At 69.6% G+C, this 21234-nt stretch carries 17 protein-coding genes and 1 tRNA gene; 13 read left to right on the forward strand and 5 right to left on the reverse strand.

The window, feature by feature from the left end; all coding sequences use genetic code 11:
• Positions 1–167: 167 nt before the first annotated feature.
• Positions 168–590 (reverse strand): metallopeptidase family protein, encoded by a 423-nt coding sequence (locus J7654_RS05535; protein ID WP_209738897.1) that lies wholly within the window; start codon positions 588–590, stop codon positions 168–170.
• Positions 591–856: 266 nt separating this feature from the next.
• Between J7654_RS05535 and J7654_RS05540 the strand changes: the two genes are divergently transcribed.
• The 11 genes from J7654_RS05540 to gndA all read left to right on the forward strand — a co-directional run bounded on the left by J7654_RS05540 (position 857) and on the right by gndA (position 15915).
• Positions 857–1720 carry an ImuA family protein gene (locus J7654_RS05540; RefSeq protein ID WP_209738899.1) on the forward strand — a complete coding sequence of 288 codons (864 nt, stop codon included), beginning with the start codon at positions 857–859 and terminating at the stop codon, positions 1718–1720.
• A 100-nt stretch (positions 1721–1820) separates the two neighbouring features.
• On the forward strand, positions 1821–3281 hold the full coding sequence (locus J7654_RS05545; protein ID WP_209740248.1) for a Y-family DNA polymerase: 1461 nt from the start codon (positions 1821–1823) through the stop codon (positions 3279–3281).
• Positions 3278–6718: an error-prone DNA polymerase gene (locus tag J7654_RS05550; RefSeq protein ID WP_209738901.1), complete on the forward strand. Its 3441-nt coding sequence runs from the start codon at positions 3278–3280 to the stop codon at positions 6716–6718. Before J7654_RS05545 ends, J7654_RS05550 begins: the two co-directional genes overlap by 4 nt.
• A 134-nt stretch (positions 6719–6852) precedes the next feature.
• The gene (locus J7654_RS05555; RefSeq protein WP_245195666.1) at positions 6853–7824 is read left to right on the forward strand and encodes a cytochrome c oxidase subunit II; all 972 of its coding nucleotides are present in this window, start codon (positions 6853–6855) and stop codon (positions 7822–7824) included.
• A complete protein-coding gene (gene ctaD / locus J7654_RS05560; protein WP_245195667.1) occupies positions 7821–10448 on the forward strand; it encodes a cytochrome c oxidase subunit I in 2628 nt (875 codons plus the stop codon). Before J7654_RS05555 ends, ctaD begins: the two co-directional genes overlap by 4 nt.
• On the forward strand, positions 10448–10825 hold the full coding sequence (locus J7654_RS05565) for a hypothetical protein (protein WP_209738904.1): 378 nt from the start codon (positions 10448–10450) through the stop codon (positions 10823–10825). Before ctaD ends, J7654_RS05565 begins: the two co-directional genes overlap by 1 nt.
• Positions 10822–12009 (forward strand): c-type cytochrome, encoded by a 1188-nt coding sequence (locus J7654_RS05570; RefSeq protein ID WP_209738906.1) that lies wholly within the window; start codon positions 10822–10824, stop codon positions 12007–12009. The genes J7654_RS05565 and J7654_RS05570 overlap by 4 nt, the downstream gene beginning before the upstream one ends.
• Positions 12010–12128: 119 nt before the next feature.
• Positions 12129–13241 carry an S-(hydroxymethyl)glutathione dehydrogenase/class III alcohol dehydrogenase gene (locus J7654_RS05575; protein ID WP_209738908.1) on the forward strand — a complete coding sequence of 371 codons (1113 nt, stop codon included), beginning with the start codon at positions 12129–12131 and terminating at the stop codon, positions 13239–13241.
• Positions 13242–13335: 94 nt separating this feature from the next.
• Positions 13336–13614 carry a BrnA antitoxin family protein gene (locus tag J7654_RS05580; protein ID WP_209738910.1) on the forward strand — a complete coding sequence of 93 codons (279 nt, stop codon included), beginning with the start codon at positions 13336–13338 and terminating at the stop codon, positions 13612–13614.
• Positions 13615–13622: 8 nt separating this feature from the next.
• The gene (gene fghA / locus J7654_RS05585) at positions 13623–14459 is read left to right on the forward strand and encodes an S-formylglutathione hydrolase (protein ID WP_209740250.1); all 837 of its coding nucleotides are present in this window, start codon (positions 13623–13625) and stop codon (positions 14457–14459) included.
• Positions 14460–14490: 31 nt separating this feature from the next.
• Positions 14491–15915, forward strand: coding sequence for an NADP-dependent phosphogluconate dehydrogenase (gene gndA / locus J7654_RS05590; RefSeq protein ID WP_209738912.1), 1425 nt, complete (start codon positions 14491–14493; stop codon positions 15913–15915).
• 62 nt (positions 15916–15977) lie between these two features.
• Here the strand turns inward: gndA and J7654_RS05595 are convergent, their stop codons facing one another.
• The 3 genes from J7654_RS05595 to J7654_RS05605 form a co-directional block, all read right to left on the reverse strand.
• Positions 15978–16694 carry an OmpW/AlkL family protein gene (locus tag J7654_RS05595; RefSeq protein ID WP_209738914.1) on the reverse strand — a complete coding sequence of 239 codons (717 nt, stop codon included), beginning with the start codon at positions 16692–16694 and terminating at the stop codon, positions 15978–15980.
• Positions 16695–16836: 142 nt separating this feature from the next.
• Positions 16837–17571, reverse strand: a complete 735-nt coding sequence (locus J7654_RS05600; RefSeq protein ID WP_209738916.1) for a pseudouridine synthase — start codon at positions 17569–17571, stop codon at positions 16837–16839.
• Positions 17568–18485: a class I SAM-dependent methyltransferase gene (locus J7654_RS05605; RefSeq protein ID WP_209738918.1), complete on the reverse strand. Its 918-nt coding sequence runs from the start codon at positions 18483–18485 to the stop codon at positions 17568–17570. Before J7654_RS05605 ends, J7654_RS05600 begins: the two co-directional genes overlap by 4 nt.
• Positions 18486–18619: 134 nt before the next feature.
• Here J7654_RS05605 and J7654_RS05610 point away from each other — a divergent pair, with 134 nt between their 5' ends.
• Both J7654_RS05610 and J7654_RS05615 read left to right on the forward strand, forming a co-directional pair.
• Positions 18620–20287: a long-chain-fatty-acid--CoA ligase gene (locus J7654_RS05610; protein ID WP_209738920.1), complete on the forward strand. Its 1668-nt coding sequence runs from the start codon at positions 18620–18622 to the stop codon at positions 20285–20287.
• A 211-nt stretch (positions 20288–20498) separates the two neighbouring features.
• A tRNA-Met gene (locus J7654_RS05615) sits at positions 20499–20575 on the forward strand.
• A 178-nt stretch (positions 20576–20753) separates the two neighbouring features.
• On the opposite strand, the gene J7654_RS05620 is transcribed toward J7654_RS05615, so the two are convergent.
• Complete coding sequence (locus tag J7654_RS05620) at positions 20754–21218, reverse strand: DUF2285 domain-containing protein (RefSeq protein WP_342451442.1); 465 nt, start codon at positions 21216–21218, stop codon at positions 20754–20756.
• Between the last annotated feature and the right edge of the window lie 16 nt (positions 21219–21234).

Genomic DNA, 21234 nt, shown 5'->3' on the forward strand with positions numbered 1-21234 from the left:
GGCTGCGCGGGCGCACGAGCCCTGAACGCTTCCGGCGCTGGTTCTTCGCCGGGCTCGCGGTGCTGGGCGCGCAGATCGCGTGGGGCGCGCTTTTCCAGGGCCGGAAAGACCTTCGTCCCGCCCCTCGACGAGGGTGAGGAGACCGGAACCGGGCTGGCGGGGGCGGATCAGTCGGCGCCCGCTTCCAGCGCTTCCATATCCTCGTCCGAGAGGCCGAAATGGTGGCCGATCTCGTGGATCAGGACATGGGTGACGAGCGCTCCCAGCGTCTCCTCGTGCTCGGCCCAGTAGTCGAGGATCGGCCGGCGATAGAGAAGGATGCGGTTGGGCATCTCGAAGGTCATCGGCACGTCCGATTCGCCTAAAGGACGGCCCTCGAACAGGCCGAGAATGTCGAAGGGGCTCTCCAGCCCCATCTCCTCGACCACCGCGTCCTCGGGAAAATCGGCGATCAGGAAGCGGATCTCGCCCGAGAGCGCGCGGAACTCGTCCGGCAGGGCCGCATAGGCTTCCAGCGCCAGGCTCTCGAACTCCTCGAGGCTCGGCGCCATGCGGGCGCCCCAGTCTCCGGTGCGGTCGAGCTTGGCCATGTCCATTCCTTCCGTGGCGTTCGCCGCGCACCATAGGCATCCGGCGCGGTCGGCTCCAGAGCGGGCGCGAATGGTTGCCCGGCTTTGAGAAAATATTCTTCAATCCCACCCGCTTGACTCCTTTGGGAGGCTCTGGAATTCATAGGAACATAACAGGAACTATCGCCCCTTCGAACGGGCTGACGGGCGGGACGGATGCGGTCCCGGCCGAGGAGAACGCCATGGCTGCCGACGCAGGGAAGAAAGGGGGGATGTCGTTTTGCGGCGTGGATTCCGCTTCCGGGGCGGCGCGTGTGGCGGCCTTGCGCCAGGCGATCGCGCGTATCGAGGGCACGGTGGGACCGCGCCTGCGCAGGGGGCCGGTGGAGGGGGAGGCGGAGAGGAACAAAGTCCTTTCCCTGGGCGTGCCGGGGCTCGACAAGAGCCTCTCCGGCGGCCTGCCGGCCTGCGGGCTCAGCGAATTGCGGGTCGGCGAGGCGCGCGATTCGGGGGCGGGCACGGGCCTTGCGCTCGGGCTTGCCGCGCTTTTCGGCGCGGCCCCGGGGCGCCCTCTCCTGTGGATCGGGCAGGACCTGGCCTTCCACGAGGCGGGCTTGGCCTGCCGGGAGGGGCTGGCCGGATTCGGCCTCGACCCCGGGGCGCTGGTCGTGGTGCGCGCGCGCCGGGTGGAGGATGCCGTCTGGGCGGGGGAGGAGGCGGCGCGCTCGGGCGCGCCGGCGCTCACCATCCTCGAAGTGCGCGGCAACCCGAAGCTGCTCTCGCTGGAGGGCACGCGGCGCCTGCATCTGCGGGCGCGCGAAAGCGGCCGGCCCTTCCTGCTCCTGCGCCAGAGCGCGGCGGGCGAGACCAGCTCGGCCCCCGTGCGGCTTCTCGTCTCTCCCGCCGCCTCCCTCGGCGAGAGGGCCGGCCGCGGCCGGCTCATCGGCGCGCCGGTGTTCCGGGTGCGGGTGGAAAAGGCGCCCGGCGGGCGCGGCGGACAATTCCTTCTGGAGTGGAACCTCGATGAGCACCGTTTCGAGCCGGCGCGCCGTGCCGCCCCGCTTTCTCGCCCTGTGGCTGCCGCGCCTGCCGAGCGACCGCATCCGGCGCGCCAGGCTGGGCCGCGCCTGGCGCTCGGCCGCGCCTCCTGAGGGGCCCCGCGCGCCGCAGGGCGCCGAGCCCTTCGCCTTCCCGGAGATGCCCGGCAGCGCCCACCGCGCCAAGGGCGGGGCCGTGCCCGTGGGGGCGGGCATGGGCGCGGGCGGTGGCCGGCAAGGCGAAGGGCGGCCGCTCGTTCTCACCGAGAAGATCGAGGGCGCGCTGCGCCTCGCCGCCCTGTGCGAGGAGGCCGAGGCGCTGGGCCTTTCATGCGGGCTGGGGCTGGCGGAGGCGCGGGCGCGCTTTCCGGGCCTCGAAGCCTGCGAGAGCGACCCCGCCGCCGAGGCCCGGCTGCTGGAGGGCGTCGCCGACTGGTGCGAGCGCTTCACGCCGCTCGTGGCGCTCGACGGGGCGGACGGGCTCCTCCTCGACATTTCGGGCTGCGCCCATCTCTTCGGCGGCGAGGCGGCGATGATGGAGGCGATCGTCGCGCAGGTGGGCGCGCAGGGCTTCGCGGTGCAGGCCGCCGTGGCCGGCCATGCCGGCACGGCCCGCGCGCTGGTGCGTCATGCGCCGGGCACGCGCCTCCAGGAGGGGGAGGAGGCGCGCGCGCTGGCGCCGCTGCCGGTCTGCGCGCTGCGTCTGGCGCCGCAGGCGGCCGCGCTCCTGTCGCGCCTCGGTTTGCGGCGCCTCGGGGAATTGATGGCGCTGCCGCGCGCGGGGCTTACCCGCCGCTTCGGCCGCGCGCTGGCCGATGGCCTGGACGAGGCGCTGGGCCGCCGGGACCGCCCCATCGCCCCGCGCCGGCCCGCGCCCCTCATCATCCACGAGCGCCGCCTGTTCGAACCCATCGCGCGGCAGGAGGACGTCCTGTCCATCGCCGGCACGCTGGCGGAGCGCATCGCGGGGGATCTCGAAAAGCGGGGCGAGGGCGCACGGCGGCTGGAGCTGTCGCTGTTTCGCGTCGACGGGGCGGTGGAGCGCGTGGGCGTGCGCCTGTCGGCGCCCTCGCGCGAGCCGGCGCGCCTTGCCCGCCTGTTCAAGGAGAAGCTGGCCGCGCGGGGGGAGGAGCTGGATGCGGGCTTCGGCTACGATCTCGTCAAGCTGAGCGTCCTTGCCGCCGACCCCTTGGCGGAAAGGCAGGTCTCGCTGGAGGAGGCGCAGGGGGGCGGCGAGGCGGTGGAGGCGCTGCTCGACCGCCTGAGCGCGCGCCTCGGCGAGGTCTGCGTGTTCGGGCTGGAGGGCGTGGGGAGCCACAGGCCCGAGCGCGCCCAGGCGCTCCGCTTCGGGGCGGCGGGCGATGCGGGCGCGGCGCCCTTCGCCCTCTCGCCGCGCCCCTTGCGGCTCCTGGCGCGCCCCGAGCCCGTCATCGCCACCGCCGAGGTGCCGGAGGGCGCGCCGGCCCAGTTCCGCTGGCGTAGGGCGCTGCACCGGGTCGCCCGCGTGGAGGGCCCCGAGCGCATCGCCCCCGAGTGGTGGCGCGAGGATGCGGGCGCCGCGCGCGACTACTGGCGGGTGGAGGACGAGGAGGGCCGGCGCTACTGGCTGTTCCGCGAGGGCCATTACGGTGGCGAAACGGCGCCGGCCTGGTATCTGCACGGGCTCTTCGCATGAGCCGGGAGAGCGGCTTCTTCCCGGCGGGGCAAGGGTTTTGCGAAATCGGCCTCGCCTCCAACTTCTCCTTCCTGCGCGGGGCCTCGCACGGGCGCGAGCTGGTGGTGGCCGCCAAGCTCCTGGGGCTCGGGGGCATCGGCCTTGCGGACCGCAATTCGGTGGCCGGCGTGGTGCGCGCCTATGCGCAGGCGCGGGTGGAGCGCTTCGCCTTCCGCCCCGGCGCGCGGCTCGTCTTCGCCGACGGCACGCCCGACATCTTCGCCTATCCGCGCGACCGGGCCGGATGGGGCAATCTGTGCCGGCTGCTGACGCTGGGAAACCTGCGGGCGCACAAGGGCGAGTGCCGCCTGTTCCTGCCCGACCTCCTGGATCGCGGCGCGGGGATGAACCTCGCCCTGCTGTGCCCCGATGCGCTGGGCGGCGCGGGGTGGGAGGCGGCGCAGAGCCTGTGCCGCCATGGGCTCGGCCCCTTGCGCGAGGCCTTTCCCGGCGCGGTGCGGCTGGCGGCGGCCTGCCGGCATGACGGGCTGGATGCGCGCCGGCTGGAGCGCGCCGCCCGGCTGGCGCGCGACATGGGCACGCCGCTGATGGCCACCAACGACGTGTTCCACCATGTGGAGGAGCGGCGGCGGATGCAGGACGTGCTCACCGCCATCCGCGAGCATGTGCCGCTTTCCGGGGCCGGCCGGCTCCTCTCGCTCAATGCCGAGCGGCGCCTGAAGCCCATGGAGGAGATGGCCGCTCTCTTCCGCGACCATCCCGGCGCGCCGGAGGAGAGCCGGCGCTTCTTCCAGGAGCTGTCCTTCGACCTGAAGAGCCTCGAATATCTTTATCCGGACGAGAAGCTGCGGCTGGGGCGCACGCCGGCCGAGGAATTGCGGGCGCTGGCCCGGGAGGGCGCGGCCCGGCGCTACCCGGAGGGCGTGCCGGAGACGGTGGCGCGGCAGATCGAGACGGAGCTGGGGATCATCGGGCAACTGAAATACGAGCCCTATTTCCTCACCGTCCAGCGCATCGTGGAAGCGGCGCGCGCCATGGGCATCCTGTGCCAGGGGCGCGGCTCGGCGGCCAATTCCACCGTCTGCTACTGCATCGGCGTGACGGAGGTGAACCCGGCGCTGGGCGGCCTTCTCTTCGAGCGCTTCATCTCGCCCGACCGCGACGAGCCGCCGGACATCGACATCGATTTCGAGCATGAGCGGCGCGACGAGATCATGCAGTGGATCTTCGAGGAATACGGGCGAGACTGCGCGGCGCTCGCCGCCACCGTCATCACCTATCGCGCCCGCTCGGCCGCGCGCGAGGTGGGCCGCGCCTTCGGCCTGTCGGACGATGCGGTGGCGGCCCTTTCCGGCTCGGTCTGGGGCTATTCCTCCTCGGACCTCGGCGCGCGCGAGGCGCGGGCGGCCGGCCTTGCCGAGGCCGACCCGACGACGCGCAACGTCCTCGACTTCTGCACCGAGATTTCCGGCTTTCCGCGCCATCTCTCCCAGCATGTCGGCGGCTTCGTGCTGACGCGCGGGCGCGTGGACGAGACCGTGCCGGTGCTTCACTCCGCGATGGAGGGGCGCACCATCGTGGAATGGGACAAGGACGATCTGGACGAATTGGGCATCCTCAAGATCGACATCCTGGCGCTGGGGATGCTCTCCTGCCTGAAGCGCGGCTTCGAGATGCTGCATGAGCATTACAGGCAGGAATTCCCCGCCATGCCGACGCTGGCGGGCATCGTGGGCGAGAGGGCGGGCGACGAGGCGCTCTATGCCATGACGCACCGGGCCGACACGCTGGGCGTCTTCCAGATCGAGAGCCGGGCGCAGATGTCCATGCTGCCCAAGCTGAAGCCCGTGGCGTTCTACGACTTCGTCATCCAGGTCGCCATCGTGCGGCCCGGCCCGATCCAGGGCAACATGGTGCACCCCTATCTGAAGCGCCGGATGGGGCTGGAGGACGTCTCCTATCCGAGCGATGCATTGAAAGCGGTCCTGGAGCGCACGAAAGGGGTGCCGCTCTTCCAGGAGCAGGCGATGCAGATCGCCATCGTGGCGGCGGGCTTCACCCCGTCGGAGGCCGACAGGCTGCGGCGCGCCATGGCGACCTTCAAGCGCACGGGCGAGGTCGGCAATTTCAAGACCAAGATGGTCGAGGGCATGGTCGCCAACGGCTATGAGCGCGATTTCGCCGAGCGCTGCTTCTCCCAGATCGAGGGCTTCGGCGAATACGGCTTTCCCGAAAGCCACGCGGCCTCCTTCGCGCTCCTCGTCTATGCCTCGTGCTGGCTGAAATGCCATTACCCGGACGTCTTCGCCGCCAGCATCCTCAACGCGCAGCCCATGGGCTTCTACGCCCCCGCGCAACTCGTGCGGGACGCGCGCGAGCACGGGGTGGAGGTGCGGCCCGTCTGCGTCAACCGCTCGCGCTGGGACCAGACGCTGGAGCCGGCCCCGTTCGAGCCCTCGCGCATCCACCCGCGCCATGCCGACATGGCTGGGGCCATCTGGACGAAGCATGCCGTGCGGCTCGGCTTCCGGCAGGTGAAGGGGCTGGCGGAGGCCGAGATGCAGCGCCTCGCCTGGATATGCGAGACGAGCCTGCCCTTCGATTCGGTGCGCGACCTGTGGCTGCGCACCGGGCTGTCCCGCCGCACGGTGGAGCGGCTGGCGGATGCCGATGCCTTCGCCTGCCTCGGCCTTTCCCGCCGCGAGGCGCTGTGGGCGGCGCGCGCGCTCGACGAGGCCGGGGCGGCCGAGCGCCTGCCGCTCTTCGACCTTTCGGCGCACAAGGACCTGCAGCGCGAGGAGGAGGCCGCCCTGCCGCCCATGCCGATGGGCGAGGAGGTGGTCAACGACTACCGCTTCCTCTCCCTCTCGCTGCGCGCCCACCCCCTTTCCTTCCTGCGCGCCGAGCTGCGCGCGCGTTCCGTGCTGCCCTGCGCGGCGCTCGGGGAGATGGAACCGGGCCGGCGCGTCTGCGTGGCCGGCATCGTCCTCATCCGCCAGCGGCCCGGCTCGGCCCGGGGCATCATCTTCATCACCGTGGAGGATGAGACCGGCATCGCCAACCTCATCGTCAAGCCGCCGGTGTTCGAGCGCTTCCGCCCGCAGGTGCTGGGCGCGCGGCTGATGCGGGTGAAGGGGCGGCTGCAAGCCGATCGCGGCGTCGTCCACGTCGTGGCGGACACGATCGAGGACCTGACGCCCCTCCTGTCGCGCATCGCCGAGGGCGGGCTCGACGGCGCGCGGACGCTGCAGCCGACGGACCATGTGAAGGCGCCCCTTCGCGCGCCGGACAAGAGCCGCGCGCCGGCCTCGCCCGGGCTTGCCGGCGAGATGGCGGGCGCGGCCGCGGCCCTCGGCGCGGCGCTGGCGCGGGCCGACGAAGTGCGCCGGCCGGGTCCGCCGGTGGCATCCTTCCCCAAAAGCCGCGATTTTCACTGACGGGGGACTCGTCCGGGTCGCGGCCGCTGCTATCTTGGACATATTCCAGCGCCCGACCGGGGGGACGTGCGCGTTTCGGCCGAGGGGACATGGGACAAGGGCGGCATCGCGCATGGCGGGGAAGCCGGTGGCCGGTGCTGCCGGGCCTCCTCGCGCTCACCTCCTGCCGGGGCGAGCAGTCGACCTTCGCGGGGGCGGGCGCCGAGGCGCTCGCCGTGGAGGCGCTGTTCTGGTGGATGCTGGCCGGGGCGGTGCTGATCTGGCTCTTCGTCATCGGCCTTTCGGTCTACGCCACCGTGGTGCATCCTGACCGCCACGGCGAGAAGAGCGGCATCCGGCTGATCGTGTGGGGCGGCTGCGCCTTTCCCGTGGTGACGCTGGCGGGGCTCCTGGCCTTCGGGCTGGGGCTGATGCCCGAGCTGCGCGCGGAGGCGAACGGGCCGCGCATCGCGGTGTCGGGCGAACGCTTCTGGTGGCGCATCCATTACGGGACCGAGGCGCTGCCCGGCGTGCAGCGCTCGCTGCCGCTGGAGGGCGTGGAAAGCGCCAACGAATTGTGGCTGCCGGTCGGCCGGCGCACCGAGCTGATGCTCGGCTCGCCGGATGTGGTGCATTCCTTCTGGGTGCCGGCCATCGCCGGCAAGACCGACATGATCCCCGGCCGCATCAACCGCCTCGTGCTGGAGCCGACGCGCGAGGGCGTCTTCAACGGCGTGTGCGCCGAGTTCTGCGGCACGGCCCACGCGCAGATGGGCTTTCGGGTGCGCGTCGTCTCGCCCGAGGCCTTCGAGGCGCATGTCGCGGCGCAGGCCGCGCCGGCGGCCGTGCCGGACCATCCCGGGCGCGCCGCCTTCATGCAGAACGGCTGCGCGGCCTGCCATGCGGTGCGCGGCACCGAGGCGGCGGGGCGGCTCGGCCCGGACCTGACCCATGTCGGCTCCCGCCGGACGCTGGGAGCCGGGTTGATGGCGATGAACGCGGACAATCTCGCCCGCTTCATCGCCTCCCCCGAACATGAGAAGCCGGGGGCCGAGATGCCGGGATTCGCCATGCTGCCACAGGCCGAGATCGAGGCCATCGCGCTCTGGCTGGAGGCCTTGCAATGAGCGCCGTGATGGAGGACGCCTTCGGGCTGCCGGGCGAGACGGGCGAGGAGGCGATCGCCCGCGTGGCGATCGAGGAGGCGCGGGCCGGGCGCGTGCCGCCGGCCTCCACGCGCGACCAGGAGGACCCGGCCGTGCGCCGCGCGCAGGAGGCGCGCCTCATCGCGACATGGGCGACGCCGCCGGGCTGGCGCTACTGGTCGGATGTCAACAACACCACGGTCGGCGTCTGGTACACGGCCACCGCCTTCGCCTTCATGCTGTTCGCGGGCGTCCTGGGCCTGATGATCCGCGTGCAGCTTTCCGTGCCGGACAACGACTTCCTCACCGCCACCATGTACAATCAGGTGTACACGCTGCACGGCACGGTGATGATGTTCCTCTTCGCCGTGCCGATCTTCGAGGCGGTGGCGATCATCCTGTTGCCGCAGATGCTGGGCGCGCGAGACCTGCCGTTCCCGCGCCTCTCGGCCTTCGGCTACTGGTGCTTCCTGATCGGGGGCATCTTCGTGTGCGGCTCGATCTTCTTCGGGCAGGCGCCCGATTCCGGCTGGTTCATGTATCCGCCGCTCACCACGCAGGAGCGCTTCACGCCCGGCTACGGCGCCGATATCTGGCTGCTCGGCCTCTCCTTCATCGAGGTGGCCTCCATCGCGGCGGCGGTGGAGCTGATCGTCGGCACGCTGAAGTGCCGCCCGCCCGGAATGCGGCTGAACCTGATGCCGCTCTACGCCTGGTACGTGCTGGTGGTGGCGGCGATGATCCTCTTCGCCTTCCCGCCGCTGATCGCCGGCGACATCCTGTTCGAGATGGAGCGCCTGTTCGACTGGCCCTTCTTCGACCCCACGCGCGGCGGCGACCCGATGCTGTGGCAGCACCTCTTCTGGATCTTCGGCCATCCGGAGGTCTACATCATCTTCCTGCCCTCCATCGCGCTTCTGGCGATGATCATACCCACCTTCGCGCGGCGCCCGCTGCTCGGCTATTCCTGGATCGTGCTGGCGGCGGTGGGGACGGGCTTCCTCTCCTTCGGCCTGTGGGTCCACCACATGTACACGACGGGGCTGCCGTCGATCTCGCTCGGCTTCTTCTCCGCCGCCTCCGAGGCGGTGGCGATCCCGACGGGGGTGCAGATCTTCGTCTTCCTCGCCACGCTGCTGACGGGCCGCGTCCTCTATTCGGTGCCCATGCTCTGGGTGTCGGGGGCGCTGGCCATCTTCGTGCTGGGCGGGCTGACGGGCGTGATGGTGGCGCTGGTGCCCTTCGACTGGCAGGCGCACGACACCTATTTCATCGTGGCGCACCTGCATTACGTCATCATCGGCGGGGTGCTCTTCCCGATCCTCGCGGGCCTCTACTACTACTGGCCCATCGTCTCCTCGCGCCGCCTCTCGGACCGGGCGGGCAAGATCGCCTTCTGGCTGATGTTCTGCGGCTTCAACATCGGCTTCTTCCCCATGCACTATTCGGGGCTGATCGGGATGCCGCGCCGCATCTGGACCTTTCCCGGCGGCATCGGGCTGGAGTTGCCGAACCTCATCTCCAGCGTGGGCGCCTTCGTCTTCGCCGCCGGCTTCCTGGTCGTGGTCGTGGACGTCCTGCGCCCGCGCAAGGACCCCTATGCCGGCCGCAACACCTGGAACGCGGGCACGCTGGAATGGGCGGGCGAGGTGCCGGACCAGACCTGGGGCGTGCGCTCCGTGCCCATCGTCAGCACCCGCTACCCGCTGTGGGACCAGCCGAACTTCATCGACGACATGGACAAGGGCCGCTTCTACATGCCCGACGCCGAGGAGATGAAGCGCGAGACCATGGTGACGACCGTGCTCGACGCCGAGCCGGTGCAGGCCCTGCGCGTGCCGGGACCGAGCTTCGTGCCGATGGCGGCCGCCTTCTTCCTCGGCGGCTGCTTCATCGCCGCCACCTTCCATTACTGGACGCTGACGCTCGTCTCGCTGGCCGTGGCGGTCGGCGTCATCATCCTCTGGCTCTGGCGCGCCACCTCGGTGATCCCCGAGAAGGGCGAGAAGGATGTCGGGCGCGGGCTTTCCCTGCCCATCTACGTCTCCGGCCCGCATTCGGTGTCGTGGTGGGCGATGTTCATCACCATGCTGGGGGATTCCACCGCCTTTCTCAGCCTCGTCTTCGGCTATCTCTTCTACTTCACCGTCCATGAGAGCTTCCCGCCGCCGGGCGTGGAGGGGCCGGGCCTGTTCTGGCCGCTCGCCTCGCTGGCCCTCTTCGCCGCCACCTGGGCGCTGGCGCAGGGCGCGCGGCGCGCCATGGCCGGGGGGCGCGTCCTCACCGCGCGTCTGGCCATGGGGCTGGGCATCGCCGGCTCGCTGGCGGCCGGGGCGGCGCTGCTCATGGGCCCGCACGCCACCGGGCTCCAGCCGACGACGCATGTCTATCCCGCCATCGTCTGGCTGCTCGCCATCTGGACGGCGCTTCATGCGGGGGTCGGCGCGCTGATGCTCGGCTATTGCCTGGCGCGCTCGCTGGCCGGCCGGCTGACGCCGGAGTACGACATCGACATCGCCAATGTCGCGCTCTACTGGCACTTCGCGGGCTGGACGGGGCTCGTCACCGTGTCCGTCCTCATCCTCGTGCCGCTGGGAGCCTCGTGATGCAGCTTCGCGGGCAGACGCAGGACACGCTGTGGACGCTGATCCTGACGCCCAGCGTCTGGGCGGGGCATTTCCTCTTCGCCTATGTGGCGGCGGCCTATGCCTGCGCGCCCAACACGTCGATCTTCCAGACCATCGCGGGCGTGCGCATCGCCATCGCGCTCGCCACGGTCCTCTCGCTGGCGATCGTCGGCTGGGCGGGCTGGCGGGCGGCGCGCGAGTGGCGGATCAACGGCGGGGCCTTTCCCCATGACGGGGATTCGGCGGGCGTGCGCGAGCGCTTCATGGAGTTCTCCTCGCTGCTCCTGGCCGCGCTGTCCTTCATCGCCATCCTTTTCACCGCCATGCCGGCCCTGATGATCATGGACTGCCGATGAAGATGAGGCTCACCATCACGGGCCGGCGGCTGGCGCTGGCGGGGGCGGCCGCCATCGTCGCGGCGCTCGGCGTGTCCTGGTCGGGCCTCGTCTCCATCGCGGCCAATACGGGGCATTTCCAGGTGGTGGAGTGGTTCCTCCACTCCACGATGCGCAACGCGGTGCGCACCCAGTCGCTACCCTATTCCCTGCCCGAGGGGGTCGATCTGGCCGACCCCTCGCTGGTGCGGAGGGCGGCGGGGCATTTCGCCAGCGCCTGCTCCTCCTGCCACGGCGCGCCGGGGGTTCTGCAGAGCCCGACCGTGCTGGCCATGATGCCGCCGCCGCCGCGCCTGGAGGGGCAGGTGGGGCGCTGGGAGGACCGCGAGCTGTTCTGGATCGTGCGCCACGGCATCAAATATTCCGGGATGCCGGCCTGGACGACGCAGGAGCGGCCCGACGAGGTCTGGGCGATGGTGGCGTTCCTGCGCGCGTTGCCCGGCATGGGCGAGGAGGAATACCGCACCCTGGCGCTGGGCGGCGAGGGCGTTGCGGGCCCGCCCTCGGGCCTTTCGACCGCCGGCTTCGACGGGGGCACGCAGGCAGCGCTCGCCGATTGCGCGCGCTGCCACGGGCTGGACGGGCTCGGGGTGGGCGCGGACGGTTCGGCCGGTGCTTTCCCCGTCATCGCCGGGCAGAGCGAGGCCTATCTCCTTTCGGCGCTCACCGCCTATGCGCGGGGCGAGCGGACCAGCGGCATCATGGAAGCGGCGGCCGGCATCCACACGCCGGACCGCTTGGCGGAGCTGGCGGCCCATTATGCCGGCCAGCCGGCCGCCGGCGCGGCCGGGGCCGGGGCGGAGCCACGCGGCGCGACGCTGGGGGCGGAGCATCGCGCGAGGGCCGTGCGCTCCTCCGGCTACGACGAGGCGCATCTGGCGGAACTCGGCCGGCGCATCGCGCTGGAGGGCCTGCCCGAGCGAAAGCTGCCGGCCTGCCAGAGCTGCCACGGCGAGGCCGGCCAGCCGGCGGCGCCTTCCCTCGCCGGCCAGCCGGAATGGTATATCGCCGCCCAGCTCCAGCTCTTCAAGGAAGGCGCGCGCGGCGGCGGGCCCTTCGCGCATCTGATGGAGCCGATCGCGGTGAACCTGAAGGACGAACATATCGACGCGCTGGCCCTGCATTACGCAAGGGTGGGGCGGTGAACGCCGGGTTCATGCGAAGGGGTGTCGCTTCGGCGGGCGAGCTTGGTTAGAACCTCCCCTGACGTTCCAGGACCGATTCCCGCGTGGCTCCACGCGAGGAGCAGCAAAGGAAGATACCCATGCAGACACGAGCCGCCGTGGCCTGGGAGGCCGGCAAGCCGCTGACGATCGAGACGGTGGAGATCGGGGGCCCGAAGGCCGGCGAGGTGCTGGTCGAGATCATGGCGACGGGCGTGTGCCACACGGACGCCTACACGCTGTCGGGCCTCGATTCGGAGGGCAAGTTCCCCGCCATTCTCGGCCATGAGGGCGCGGGCATCGTGCGCGAGGTGGGCGCGGGCGTGACGAGCGTGAAGCCGGGCGACCACGTGATCCCGCTCTACACGCCCGAATGCCGGCAGTGCAAAAGCTGCCTCTCGCAGCGCACGAACCTGTGCACCGCCATCCGCGCCACGCAGGGGCAGGGGCTGATGCCGGACGGCACGAGCCGTTTCTCCTGCGAGGGCGGCGAGGTGTTCCACTACATGGGCTGCTCGACCTTTGCCAACTTCACCGTCCTGCCCGAGATCGCGGTGGCGAAGGTGCGGGAGGACGCCCCTTTCGACAAGATCTGCTATATCGGCTGCGGCGTGACGACGGGCATCGGCGCCGTGATCTACACCGCCAAGGTCTGGCCGGGGGCCAATGTCGTCGTCTTCGGGCTGGGCGGCATCGGGCTCAACGTGATCCAGGGCGCGCGGATGGTGGGCGCCAACAAGATCATCGGCGTGGACCTCAACCCCTCCAAGGTCGAGATGGCACGCAAGTTCGGCATGACCGACTTCGTGAACCCGAAGGAGGTGGGCAACGACAAGGTGGTGCAGGCGATCCTGGACCTGACGGATGGCGGCGCGGACTTCTCCTTCGACGCCACCGGCAACACGAACGTGATGCGCCAGGCGCTGGAATGCTGCCATCGCGGCTGGGGCGAATCCATCGTCATCGGTGTGGCGGAAGCGGGCAAGGAAATCTCCACGCGCCCGTTCCAGCTCGTCACCGGCCGCGTCTGGAAGGGCACGGCCTTCGGCGGCGCGCGCGGGCGCACGGACGTTCCCAAGATCGTCGACTGGTACATGGACGGCAAGATCAACATCGACGACCTGATCACCCACACCATGCCGCTGGAGGAGATCAACACCGCCTTCGACCTGATGCACGAGGGCAAGTCGATCCGATCCGTGGTGGTGTACTGACCGAATTGCGCCGGATCGACGCTTGACGAACATTAAACGTATGCACATTTAATGGAGATCAGTTTCGATCCGGCCGAGCGGGAGAGGCGCTGTCATGAGCGGGAAGCCGAACGAGTCCGAAAACACCTTCATCGATCCTGACGACGCGCCGGAGTGGACGGAGAAAATGTTCGCCGAGGCGGACCTCTATCACGGCGAGACGCTGATCCGCCGCGGTCGCCCGAAGGTCGCCCATCCGAAGGAGCGCATCACGCTGCGCCTCGACCAGGATCTGGCGGCGGCCTTGCGCGCGAGCGGCCGGGGATGGCAGACCCGCGTGAACCAGGCCCTGCGCGAGTGGATCGAGCGCGACGCGGCAAACGGAAGGATGTGACGAGACGCATGGACATCATCTCCACCGCAAAGGCCCATGGCGGCGTCCAGGGCGTCTACCGCCACCGGTCTCGCACCACCGATTGCGACATGACCTTCGCCGTCTTCGTGCCGGAGCACGAGGCGGGCGAGAAGCTGCCGGTCCTGTGGTATCTCTCGGGCCTCACCTGCACCCACCAGAACGCCATGGACAAGGGCGAGTACCGGCGCGCGGCGGCCGAGCACGGGCTGATCGTGGTGCTGCCCGACACGAGCCCGCGCGGGGACCATGTGCCGGACGAGCCGGACAACTGGCAGTTCGGCTCCGGCGCGGGCTTCTATGTCGACGCGACGCAGGAGCCTTATGCCGAGAACTACCGGATGTATTCCTACGTCACCGAGGAACTGCCGGCCTATCTGGCGGTCAACTTCCCGGCCGACACCAGCCGGATGGGCCTGTGCGGCCATTCCATGGGCGGGCACGGGGCGCTGAGCATCGCGCTGAAGAACCCGGACCTTTACAGGAGCGCCTCCGCCTTCGCGCCCATCGTCCGGCCGACCGTGGCGGGATGGTCGAAGCCGGCGCTGGAGAAGTATCTCGGGCGCGATCCGCGCACCCATCGCGCCTACGACACCTGCCTCCTCATCGAGGACGGCAAGCGCTTTGCCGAGTTCTACGTGGACCAGGGCACGGCCGACCAGTTCCTGGAGGACGGGCTGCGGCCGCAGCTCCTGCGGGATGCCTGCGAGAAGGCCGGCATTCCCCTCACGCTCAACATGCGCGAGGGCTACGACCATTCCTACAACTTCATCTCGACCTTCATGGAAGACCACGTGGCCTATGCGGCCGCGCGGCTGAAGGCCTGACAGCCTCTAGCAGAGCAGGACGCGAAAAAAGATGACAAGCGAACAGGCCGAGATCGGCGTCGTGGGCCTCGGGACGATGGGGGCCAACCTCGCCCTCAACATCGCCGAGAAGGGTTTCGTCACGGCCGGCTACAACCGCACGCATGAAAAGGCGTTCGAGCTGGCGGAGGAGGCCAGGGGTTTCGGCGGCACCATCGTGCCCGCCAAGACGCTGGAGGAATTCGTCGCCGCCCTCAAGGCCCCGCGCGTCATCGTGCTGATGGTGCCGGCCGGCACCATCGTGGACGACCAGATCGCCGCGCTGCGCCCGCTCCTGTCGGACGGGGACATCGTGGTGGATGCCGGCAATGCCGACTTCAACGACACGGTGCGCCGCACGCGGGAGCTGGAAGGCTCGGGGCTGCATTTCGTGGGCATCGGCGTTTCGGGCGGGGAACTGGGCGCGCGCCACGGCCCCTCGATCATGGCCGGCGGGCCGGCCGAGATCTATCCGCGCCTCCAGCCCATCCTCGAGGCCATCTCGGCCAAATACGAGGGCAGCCCCTGCGTGGCGCATCTGGGCACCGACGGCGCCGGCCATTTCGTCAAGACCATTCACAACGGCATCGAATATGCCGACATGCAGATGATCGCCGAGATCTACGGCATCATGCGCGACGGGCTGGGCCTCGAGGCCGGCGCGATGGCGGACATCTTCGCCGAATGGAACAAGGGGGGCCTGTCCTCCTATCTCGTCGAGATCACGGCCGTGAACCTCGCCGAGAAGGACCCCGAGACGGGCCAGCCGCTGGTCGACCTCATCACCGACGAGGCCGGGCAGAAGGGCACGGGCCGCTGGGCGGTGATCGAGGCGCAGAAGCTGGGGGCCGGGGCCACCACGCTGGAGGCGGCCGTCTCGGCGCGCGGCGTCTCCTCGCGCCGCGGGGAACGGGCAAGGGCGGCCGAGGCCTATGCGGGGCTGGCGGCCACGAGCGGGCAGTTCTCCGGCGACAAGGCCGGCATCGCCGAGCTGGAACAGGCGCTGGAGACGGCCAAGATCATCGCCTATGCGCAGGGCTTCGCGGTGATGGATGCGGCCTCCAAGGAGTTCGGCTGGAACCTGCCGCTCGGCGAGATCGCGCGCATCTGGCGCGCCGGCTGCATCATCCGCTCCCGCTTCCTGGACGACATCGCCTCCGTCACCGACAGCGGGGAGACGGTGAACCTGCTCGTCGCGCCGGATTTCGTCTCGCGCGTCTCGGCCGGCGAGGGGGCCCTGCGCAAGGTGGTGGCCAAGGCGGCGCTCTCCGGCCTGCCGGTGCCGGCGCTCTCGGCCGCGCTGGCCTATTTCGACGATTATCGCCGCGCGCGCGGCACCACCAACCTGACGCAGGCGCAGCGCGACCTCTTCGGCGCGCACACCTTCCACCGGCTCGACAGGGAGGGCACCTTCCATCACCGCTGGCCGGCGGTGTGAGGGCGCGTTCATAGCGAAGGAGGGATGCGGCGCCGGCGGGCGCCGCATTTGTCCCGCGGCGGTCAGAACCGGTAGGTCACGCCCGCGCCGATCAGCCACGGATCGAGCTTCGTTTCGCCCTGAAGCTGGGTGTCTCCCGCGACCACCGTCCAGTCGGGGCGCAGGAACAGCTTCTTGACGTCGAAATTGATGCCCCAATGCTCGTCGAGCATGTAGTCGAAGCCGGCTTGCAGCGCCCAGCCGAACGTGTTGTCGATGTCGAGCGCGGAAAAGCCGTCGGCCGACTTCTGCTCGTAGAAGATCGTGTAGTTCACGCCCGCGCCCACATAGGGCTTGAACGCCCCGAAATCGGTGAAATGGTACTGGAGCGTGAGCGTGGGCGGCAGAATCCACGTCTTGCCGATATCGCCGATCCCCGCCGCCGCAAGGTCGCCATCGGCCTTCACGGTGGAGCGCGTCGTGCCCAGAATAAGCTCGGCGGCGATGTTGGGCGTGAAATAGTAGGTGATGTCGAGCTCGGGAACGAGCGAGTCGGTGGTCTGGAGCAGGCCGTCACCGGGCAGGAACGGTGTGCCGGTGCCGGCGACATTCACGGTGCCGTTGTCGTCCGTGACGATGCCGAGGGCGCGCACGCGGATCTGCCACGGGCTGCGGGTCTCGACCGGGGCCGGGGCGTAGAGGCCCGTATCCGCCACGGGATAGATATCGGCGGCCAGTGCCTGGCCGGCCGGAAGTGCCGCGATCAGCGCGCCCATGGCACCCATCGTCTTCTTCAACATGTCGTCGTCCTTCGCAAATCGGCGGGGTCGCCCGCCTGCGAAGCATGTTGCGCCAGGAGGGCGCCGGCCGGTTTTGATGCAGGTCAAGGACCGGCGGCGATCTCGGTCCCGCACCGGACAATGTTGCCGAAATGACACGTTTTCAACCCGCGAAGATCGCCTCCACTTCGCCCCCCGTCAGGCGCCTGTGAGCCCCCGGCGCGAGGTCGCCCGGCAGGCAGAGCCCGCCCACAGCCTCGCGGTGCAGAGCCTCGACATGGTTGCCGAGGGCGGCGAACATGCGCCGCACCTGATGATAGCGCCCCTCATGGACGGTCAGAAGCGCCTCGCGCGCCGACACGATGTCCAGTTCGGCGGGCTTCAAGGGCTTGTCCTCCCCCTCCAGCATCAGCGTGCCGGCGGAGAAGACGCCCGCCTCGTCGCCGCGCATCGGCCGCGCCAGGCGCGCGCGGTAACGCTTGGGCACATGGTGCTTCGGCGAGATGATGCGGTGCAGGAGGGCGCCGTCATCCGTCATCAGGAGAAGGCCTGAGGTTTCCTTGTCCAGGCGCCCGACGGTGGAGATGGCCGGCTCGCGCACCCGCCAGCGCGGCGGCAGGAGATCGTAGACCAGGGGGCCGGCCTCCTTGCGCGAACAGGTGGTGCCGAGCGGCTTGTTAAGCATGAGGACGAAGCCCGGCAGCGGGTCCAGGGCCTCGCCGTCCACATCCAGGCGCGTCTCGAGATCGGGCGTCAACTTCACGCGCTCCTCGGCCGAGCGCACCGGCTGCCCGTCGAGGCGGATGCGGCCGTTCCTGGCCAGCATCTGGATCTCGCGCCGCGAGGCATAGCCCATATTGGCCAGGAGCTTGTCGAGCCGGGACGTCGCGGCCTTCATTTGCGGGCCTCGAAGATCTTGTAGCCGCCGGACTCGGCCGTGGTGTCCACGGTGCGGAAGGCCTCGCGCAGCACGCTTTCATAGGGAAGGTGCCGGTTGGCGACGAGATGGAGGGTGCCGCCGCGCGACAGCATGCGCGCCGCCGCGCGGATGAAGCCCTGGCCGAGACCCCGATCCTCCGCGCCCTCGGCATGGAAGGGCGGGTTCGTGACCACGAAGTCGAGGCCGGCAAGGTCCGTCTCGCGCGCGTCGCCCCAATGGAAGCGCGCCCGCTCGTCCTCGACATTGCGGCGCGCCGCCTCCACGGCCCGCCGGTCGATCTCCACCAGCGCCAGCGAGGCCACGGCCGGCGAGCCGAGGATGCCGCGCGCCAGCACGCCGAGCCCGGCGCCGAGATCGGCCCCGTGCCCCTTGAGGCCCGGCAGGGTTTCCAGCAGCAAGGCGCTGCCCGGGTCGATCCGGTCGAAGGAGAAGATGCCCGGCTGGGACCAGAGGCCCAGCCCTTCGATGAAGCGTGGTGCGCCCTCCGCGAGAGCCGCCTCGACACCGGACAGAAGCTGCGGCCGTTCCGCCTCGCAGATGCGATGGCGCGCCTTGAAGCGCTCGGCCACCGTGCAGCCGAAGGCCGTCAGCTCCGCGTTCAGCCGCGCGCCGCCCCTGTCCTTCGGGGCAAGCGCCACGAGGCGCCCGCCCGGCCGCAGCGCCCGCAGGGCATGGGCGAGGGTGAAGCGCCGCTCCACCGCGCCGGGCGGGGCCAGAAGCACGATGCTCTCCAGAGATGCTTCGGCAATCCCCTCGATGGCGGCCGCCCCCGGACGCAGGGGCGAGAGCTGGACGGCGCCCTCGGGCGTGTCGACGAGATCGGGCGGTGGCGAGCCGAAGACGGCCGCGCGGGGAGGGGCAGGTAGTGTCATGGCGCAGCCATAGCAGGTCGGGTCGGCACGTCCCAGCCGGGGCGCGGCGCGGCGACTTTCACGTAAACGGAAGTAGTTTCGCTTCGCGTTACACTCGTATAGTGGTGGAAAAAACGGCAACTGGGAGGTCACCTATGAACAAGCCTTGGCTCCAGCATTATCCGCAAGGAATTCCGGCGGAACTACCCGATTTCCCCTATCGCTCGCTGGCCGCGCTGCTGGAGGAAGCCTTCGCCAGATATGCCGACCGGCCGGCCTTCAAGTTCATGGGCACGGCGATGAGCTATGCCCGGCTCGAGGAGGAGTCGCGCCTTTTCGCGGCCTATCTCCAGTCCACCGGGCTGAAGCGCGGCGACCGTGTGGCGCTGATGATGCCGAACGTGCTGCAATACCCGGTGGCGGTGGCCGGCGTCCTGCGCGCGGGCATGGTGGTGGTGAACACCAACCCGCTCTACACCCCGCGCGAGCTGGAGCATCAGCTCAAGGATTCGGGCGCCAGGGCCATCGTGATCCTGGAGAACATGGCAAGGACGCTGGAGACCTGCCGCGCCGGCGTGCCGGTGGAGCACGTGATCGTCGCCTCCATCGGCGAGACGCTGCCGGCGGTGAAGGGCTTCATCGTCAATCTCGTCGTGCGCCGGGTGAAGAAGATGGTGCCGGCCTTCTCCCTGCCCGGCTCCATCACCTGGAAACAGGCCATGGCCAAGGGCGCCCAGGCACGCTTTTCCCCGGTGGAGACGAACTTGGACGATGCGGCGGTGCTGCAATACACGGGCGGCACGACGGGGGTTTCCAAGGGCGCCACGCTGACGCACCGCAACGTGGTGGCCAATGTCCTGCAATCGGAATTGTGGAATTCGCCGGCCACGAAGTCGATTCCGGCCGGCGAGCAGCCGCACACCGTCTGCGCGCTGCCTCTCTACCATATTTTCGGTTTCACCGTGAACATGATGCTGGCCATGCGCACGGGCGGCTGCAACATCCTCATCACCAATCCGCGCGACATTCCGGCCGTCATCAAGGAGCTGAAGGCGCACAGGTTCCACCTCTTCCCGGCCGTCAACACGCTGTTCGGCGCCATTGCCCGGCACCCGGACGCCCGGAGCGTGGACTGGTCGAGCATGAAGCTTTCGGTGGGCGGCGGCATGGCGGTGCTGCCGGCCACTGCCCAGCTCTGGCTGGAGACGACGGGCGTGCCGATCTGCGAGGGCTACGGGCTTTCGGAGACGAGCCCCTCTGCGAGCTGCAACCTCGTGACATCGCGCGCCTTCAGCGGCACGATCGGCTTCCCGCTGCCCTCGACCGAGTTCAAGATCGTCGACGACGACGAACGGGACCTGCCGCTGGGCGAGCGCGGCGAGATCGTCATCAAGGGCCCGCAGGTGACGCCCGGCTACTGGAACCGCCCGGAGGAGACAAGGCGCGCCTTCACGGCCGACGGTTTCTTCAAGACCGGCGACATCGGAATGATGGACGAGACGGGCGCCATCAAGATCGTGGACCGCAAGAAGGACATGATCAACGTTTCGGGCTTCAACGTCTATCCGAACGAGGTGGAGGAGATCGTGACGCAGATGCCCGGCATCGTGGAGGCGGCCGCGGTGGGGATGGCCGACGACAATTCGGGCGAGGCGGTGAAGCTCTACGTCGTGAAAAGCGACCCTTCCCTCACCGAGGACCACGTGAAGGCCTACTGCCGCGACAACCTGACCGGCTACAAGCGGCCCAAGGCTGTGGAGTTCCGCGACGAGCTGCCGAAGACGGGCGTGGGCAAGGTGCTGCGCCGCGCGCTGCGCGACTGATCCGCTTCCCGCCCATCGCCGCCACGGAAGGGGCCGCCGTGCCCCTTCTTGCGTTCACCGCCGTGCCGCGCCATCCTGCCCGGGAACGATGAAAGGCTTGCGAACGGCATTTCGCGAGAGTGCCTCGTCTTTCTCGAAAAAACCCCTTCACAGCGCCCCGCCTATGGCCTATATCGCACTCACCGGCGGCGCTCCAAGCACCCCGGCATGGCGCGGGGTGGAGCAGCCCGGTAGCTCGTCAGGCTCATAACCTGAAGGTCGCAGGTTCAAATCCTGCCCCCGCAACCACTTCTGTCATAAAACACTCGAAATCGATGTGTGATCAGACGCTTAGGCCGCCACAAGGCGGCCTTTTCCATTTTTGAATCCAGCCGAAATTAGCCGTCCCGGCCGCCTGCACCCCTGCGGGCTCAATGCTCGTCCGTTTTGATGGGATAGTGCAGCAGCAGCCGATAACTGCCCTGCATCATCCTGATGCCGTGGGCAGCGAGGCGACGGGCCTTGTTCTTACACGATCGACTTCCCAATCCTCTTTCGTGCCGCTGAATCCAAGCAGCACTTCGGCGATGGTGCGATAGCTCTCGCCATGCATTCGTGCGTCCAAGGCGCGTAGCGACAGGATATGCCATTGGCGGAGTTGGGCGGGCATGACCCGAAACTCTGGTCCCGGAGGGCGGCCTTCGACGGAGCGCCAGAACCGCCGGGCCGCATGGGGTCGCAGTTCGTAGAAGGCATCCAATGGCAAGAACGTGCCATAGAAGGCCACCGCGTCGGGAGCGGCGCGCGGCAGCCACAATTGATGCGCGATGCCATCGGCCTGCCAGATGCCGTGCCAGCCATCGGCCGCGCGGCGCAGGACGAGGCCGTCGAGATCGGCGAGCTTGATGGTCGGTCCGTTCGCGTCGATTACATCCGCGACAGGCAACAGCATGAACGCGTTGGGATGC

Origin of the sequence: Aureimonas populi (assembly GCF_017815515.1) — a bacterium.
GTDB lineage: Bacteria > Pseudomonadota > Alphaproteobacteria > Rhizobiales > Rhizobiaceae > Aureimonas > Aureimonas populi.

Coding starts and splice junctions, on each gene's coding strand:
- J7654_RS05535 (WP_209738897.1), bottom strand. CDS start 590: ATGGCCAAGCTCGACCGCACCGGAGACTGGGGCGCCCGCATGGCGCCG.
- J7654_RS05545 (WP_209740248.1), top strand. CDS start 1,821: ATGGGCGCGGGCGGTGGCCGGCAAGGCGAAGGGCGGCCGCTCGTTCTC.
- J7654_RS05550 (WP_209738901.1), top strand. CDS start 3,278: ATGAGCCGGGAGAGCGGCTTCTTCCCGGCGGGGCAAGGGTTTTGCGAA.
- ctaD (WP_245195667.1), top strand. CDS start 7,821: ATGAGCGCCGTGATGGAGGACGCCTTCGGGCTGCCGGGCGAGACGGGC.
- J7654_RS05565 (WP_209738904.1), top strand. CDS start 10,448: ATGCAGCTTCGCGGGCAGACGCAGGACACGCTGTGGACGCTGATCCTG.
- J7654_RS05570 (WP_209738906.1), top strand. CDS start 10,822: ATGAAGATGAGGCTCACCATCACGGGCCGGCGGCTGGCGCTGGCGGGG.
- J7654_RS05575 (WP_209738908.1), top strand. CDS start 12,129: ATGCAGACACGAGCCGCCGTGGCCTGGGAGGCCGGCAAGCCGCTGACG.
- J7654_RS05580 (WP_209738910.1), top strand. CDS start 13,336: ATGAGCGGGAAGCCGAACGAGTCCGAAAACACCTTCATCGATCCTGAC.
- fghA (WP_209740250.1), top strand. CDS start 13,623: ATGGACATCATCTCCACCGCAAAGGCCCATGGCGGCGTCCAGGGCGTC.
- gndA (WP_209738912.1), top strand. CDS start 14,491: ATGACAAGCGAACAGGCCGAGATCGGCGTCGTGGGCCTCGGGACGATG.
- J7654_RS05595 (WP_209738914.1), bottom strand. CDS start 16,694: ATGTTGAAGAAGACGATGGGTGCCATGGGCGCGCTGATCGCGGCACTT.
- J7654_RS05600 (WP_209738916.1), bottom strand. CDS start 17,571: ATGAAGGCCGCGACGTCCCGGCTCGACAAGCTCCTGGCCAATATGGGC.
- J7654_RS05605 (WP_209738918.1), bottom strand. CDS start 18,485: ATGACACTACCTGCCCCTCCCCGCGCGGCCGTCTTCGGCTCGCCACCG.
- J7654_RS05610 (WP_209738920.1), top strand. CDS start 18,620: ATGAACAAGCCTTGGCTCCAGCATTATCCGCAAGGAATTCCGGCGGAA.
- J7654_RS05620 (WP_342451442.1), bottom strand. CDS start 21,218: ATGCTGTTGCCTGTCGCGGATGTAATCGACGCGAACGGACCGACCATC.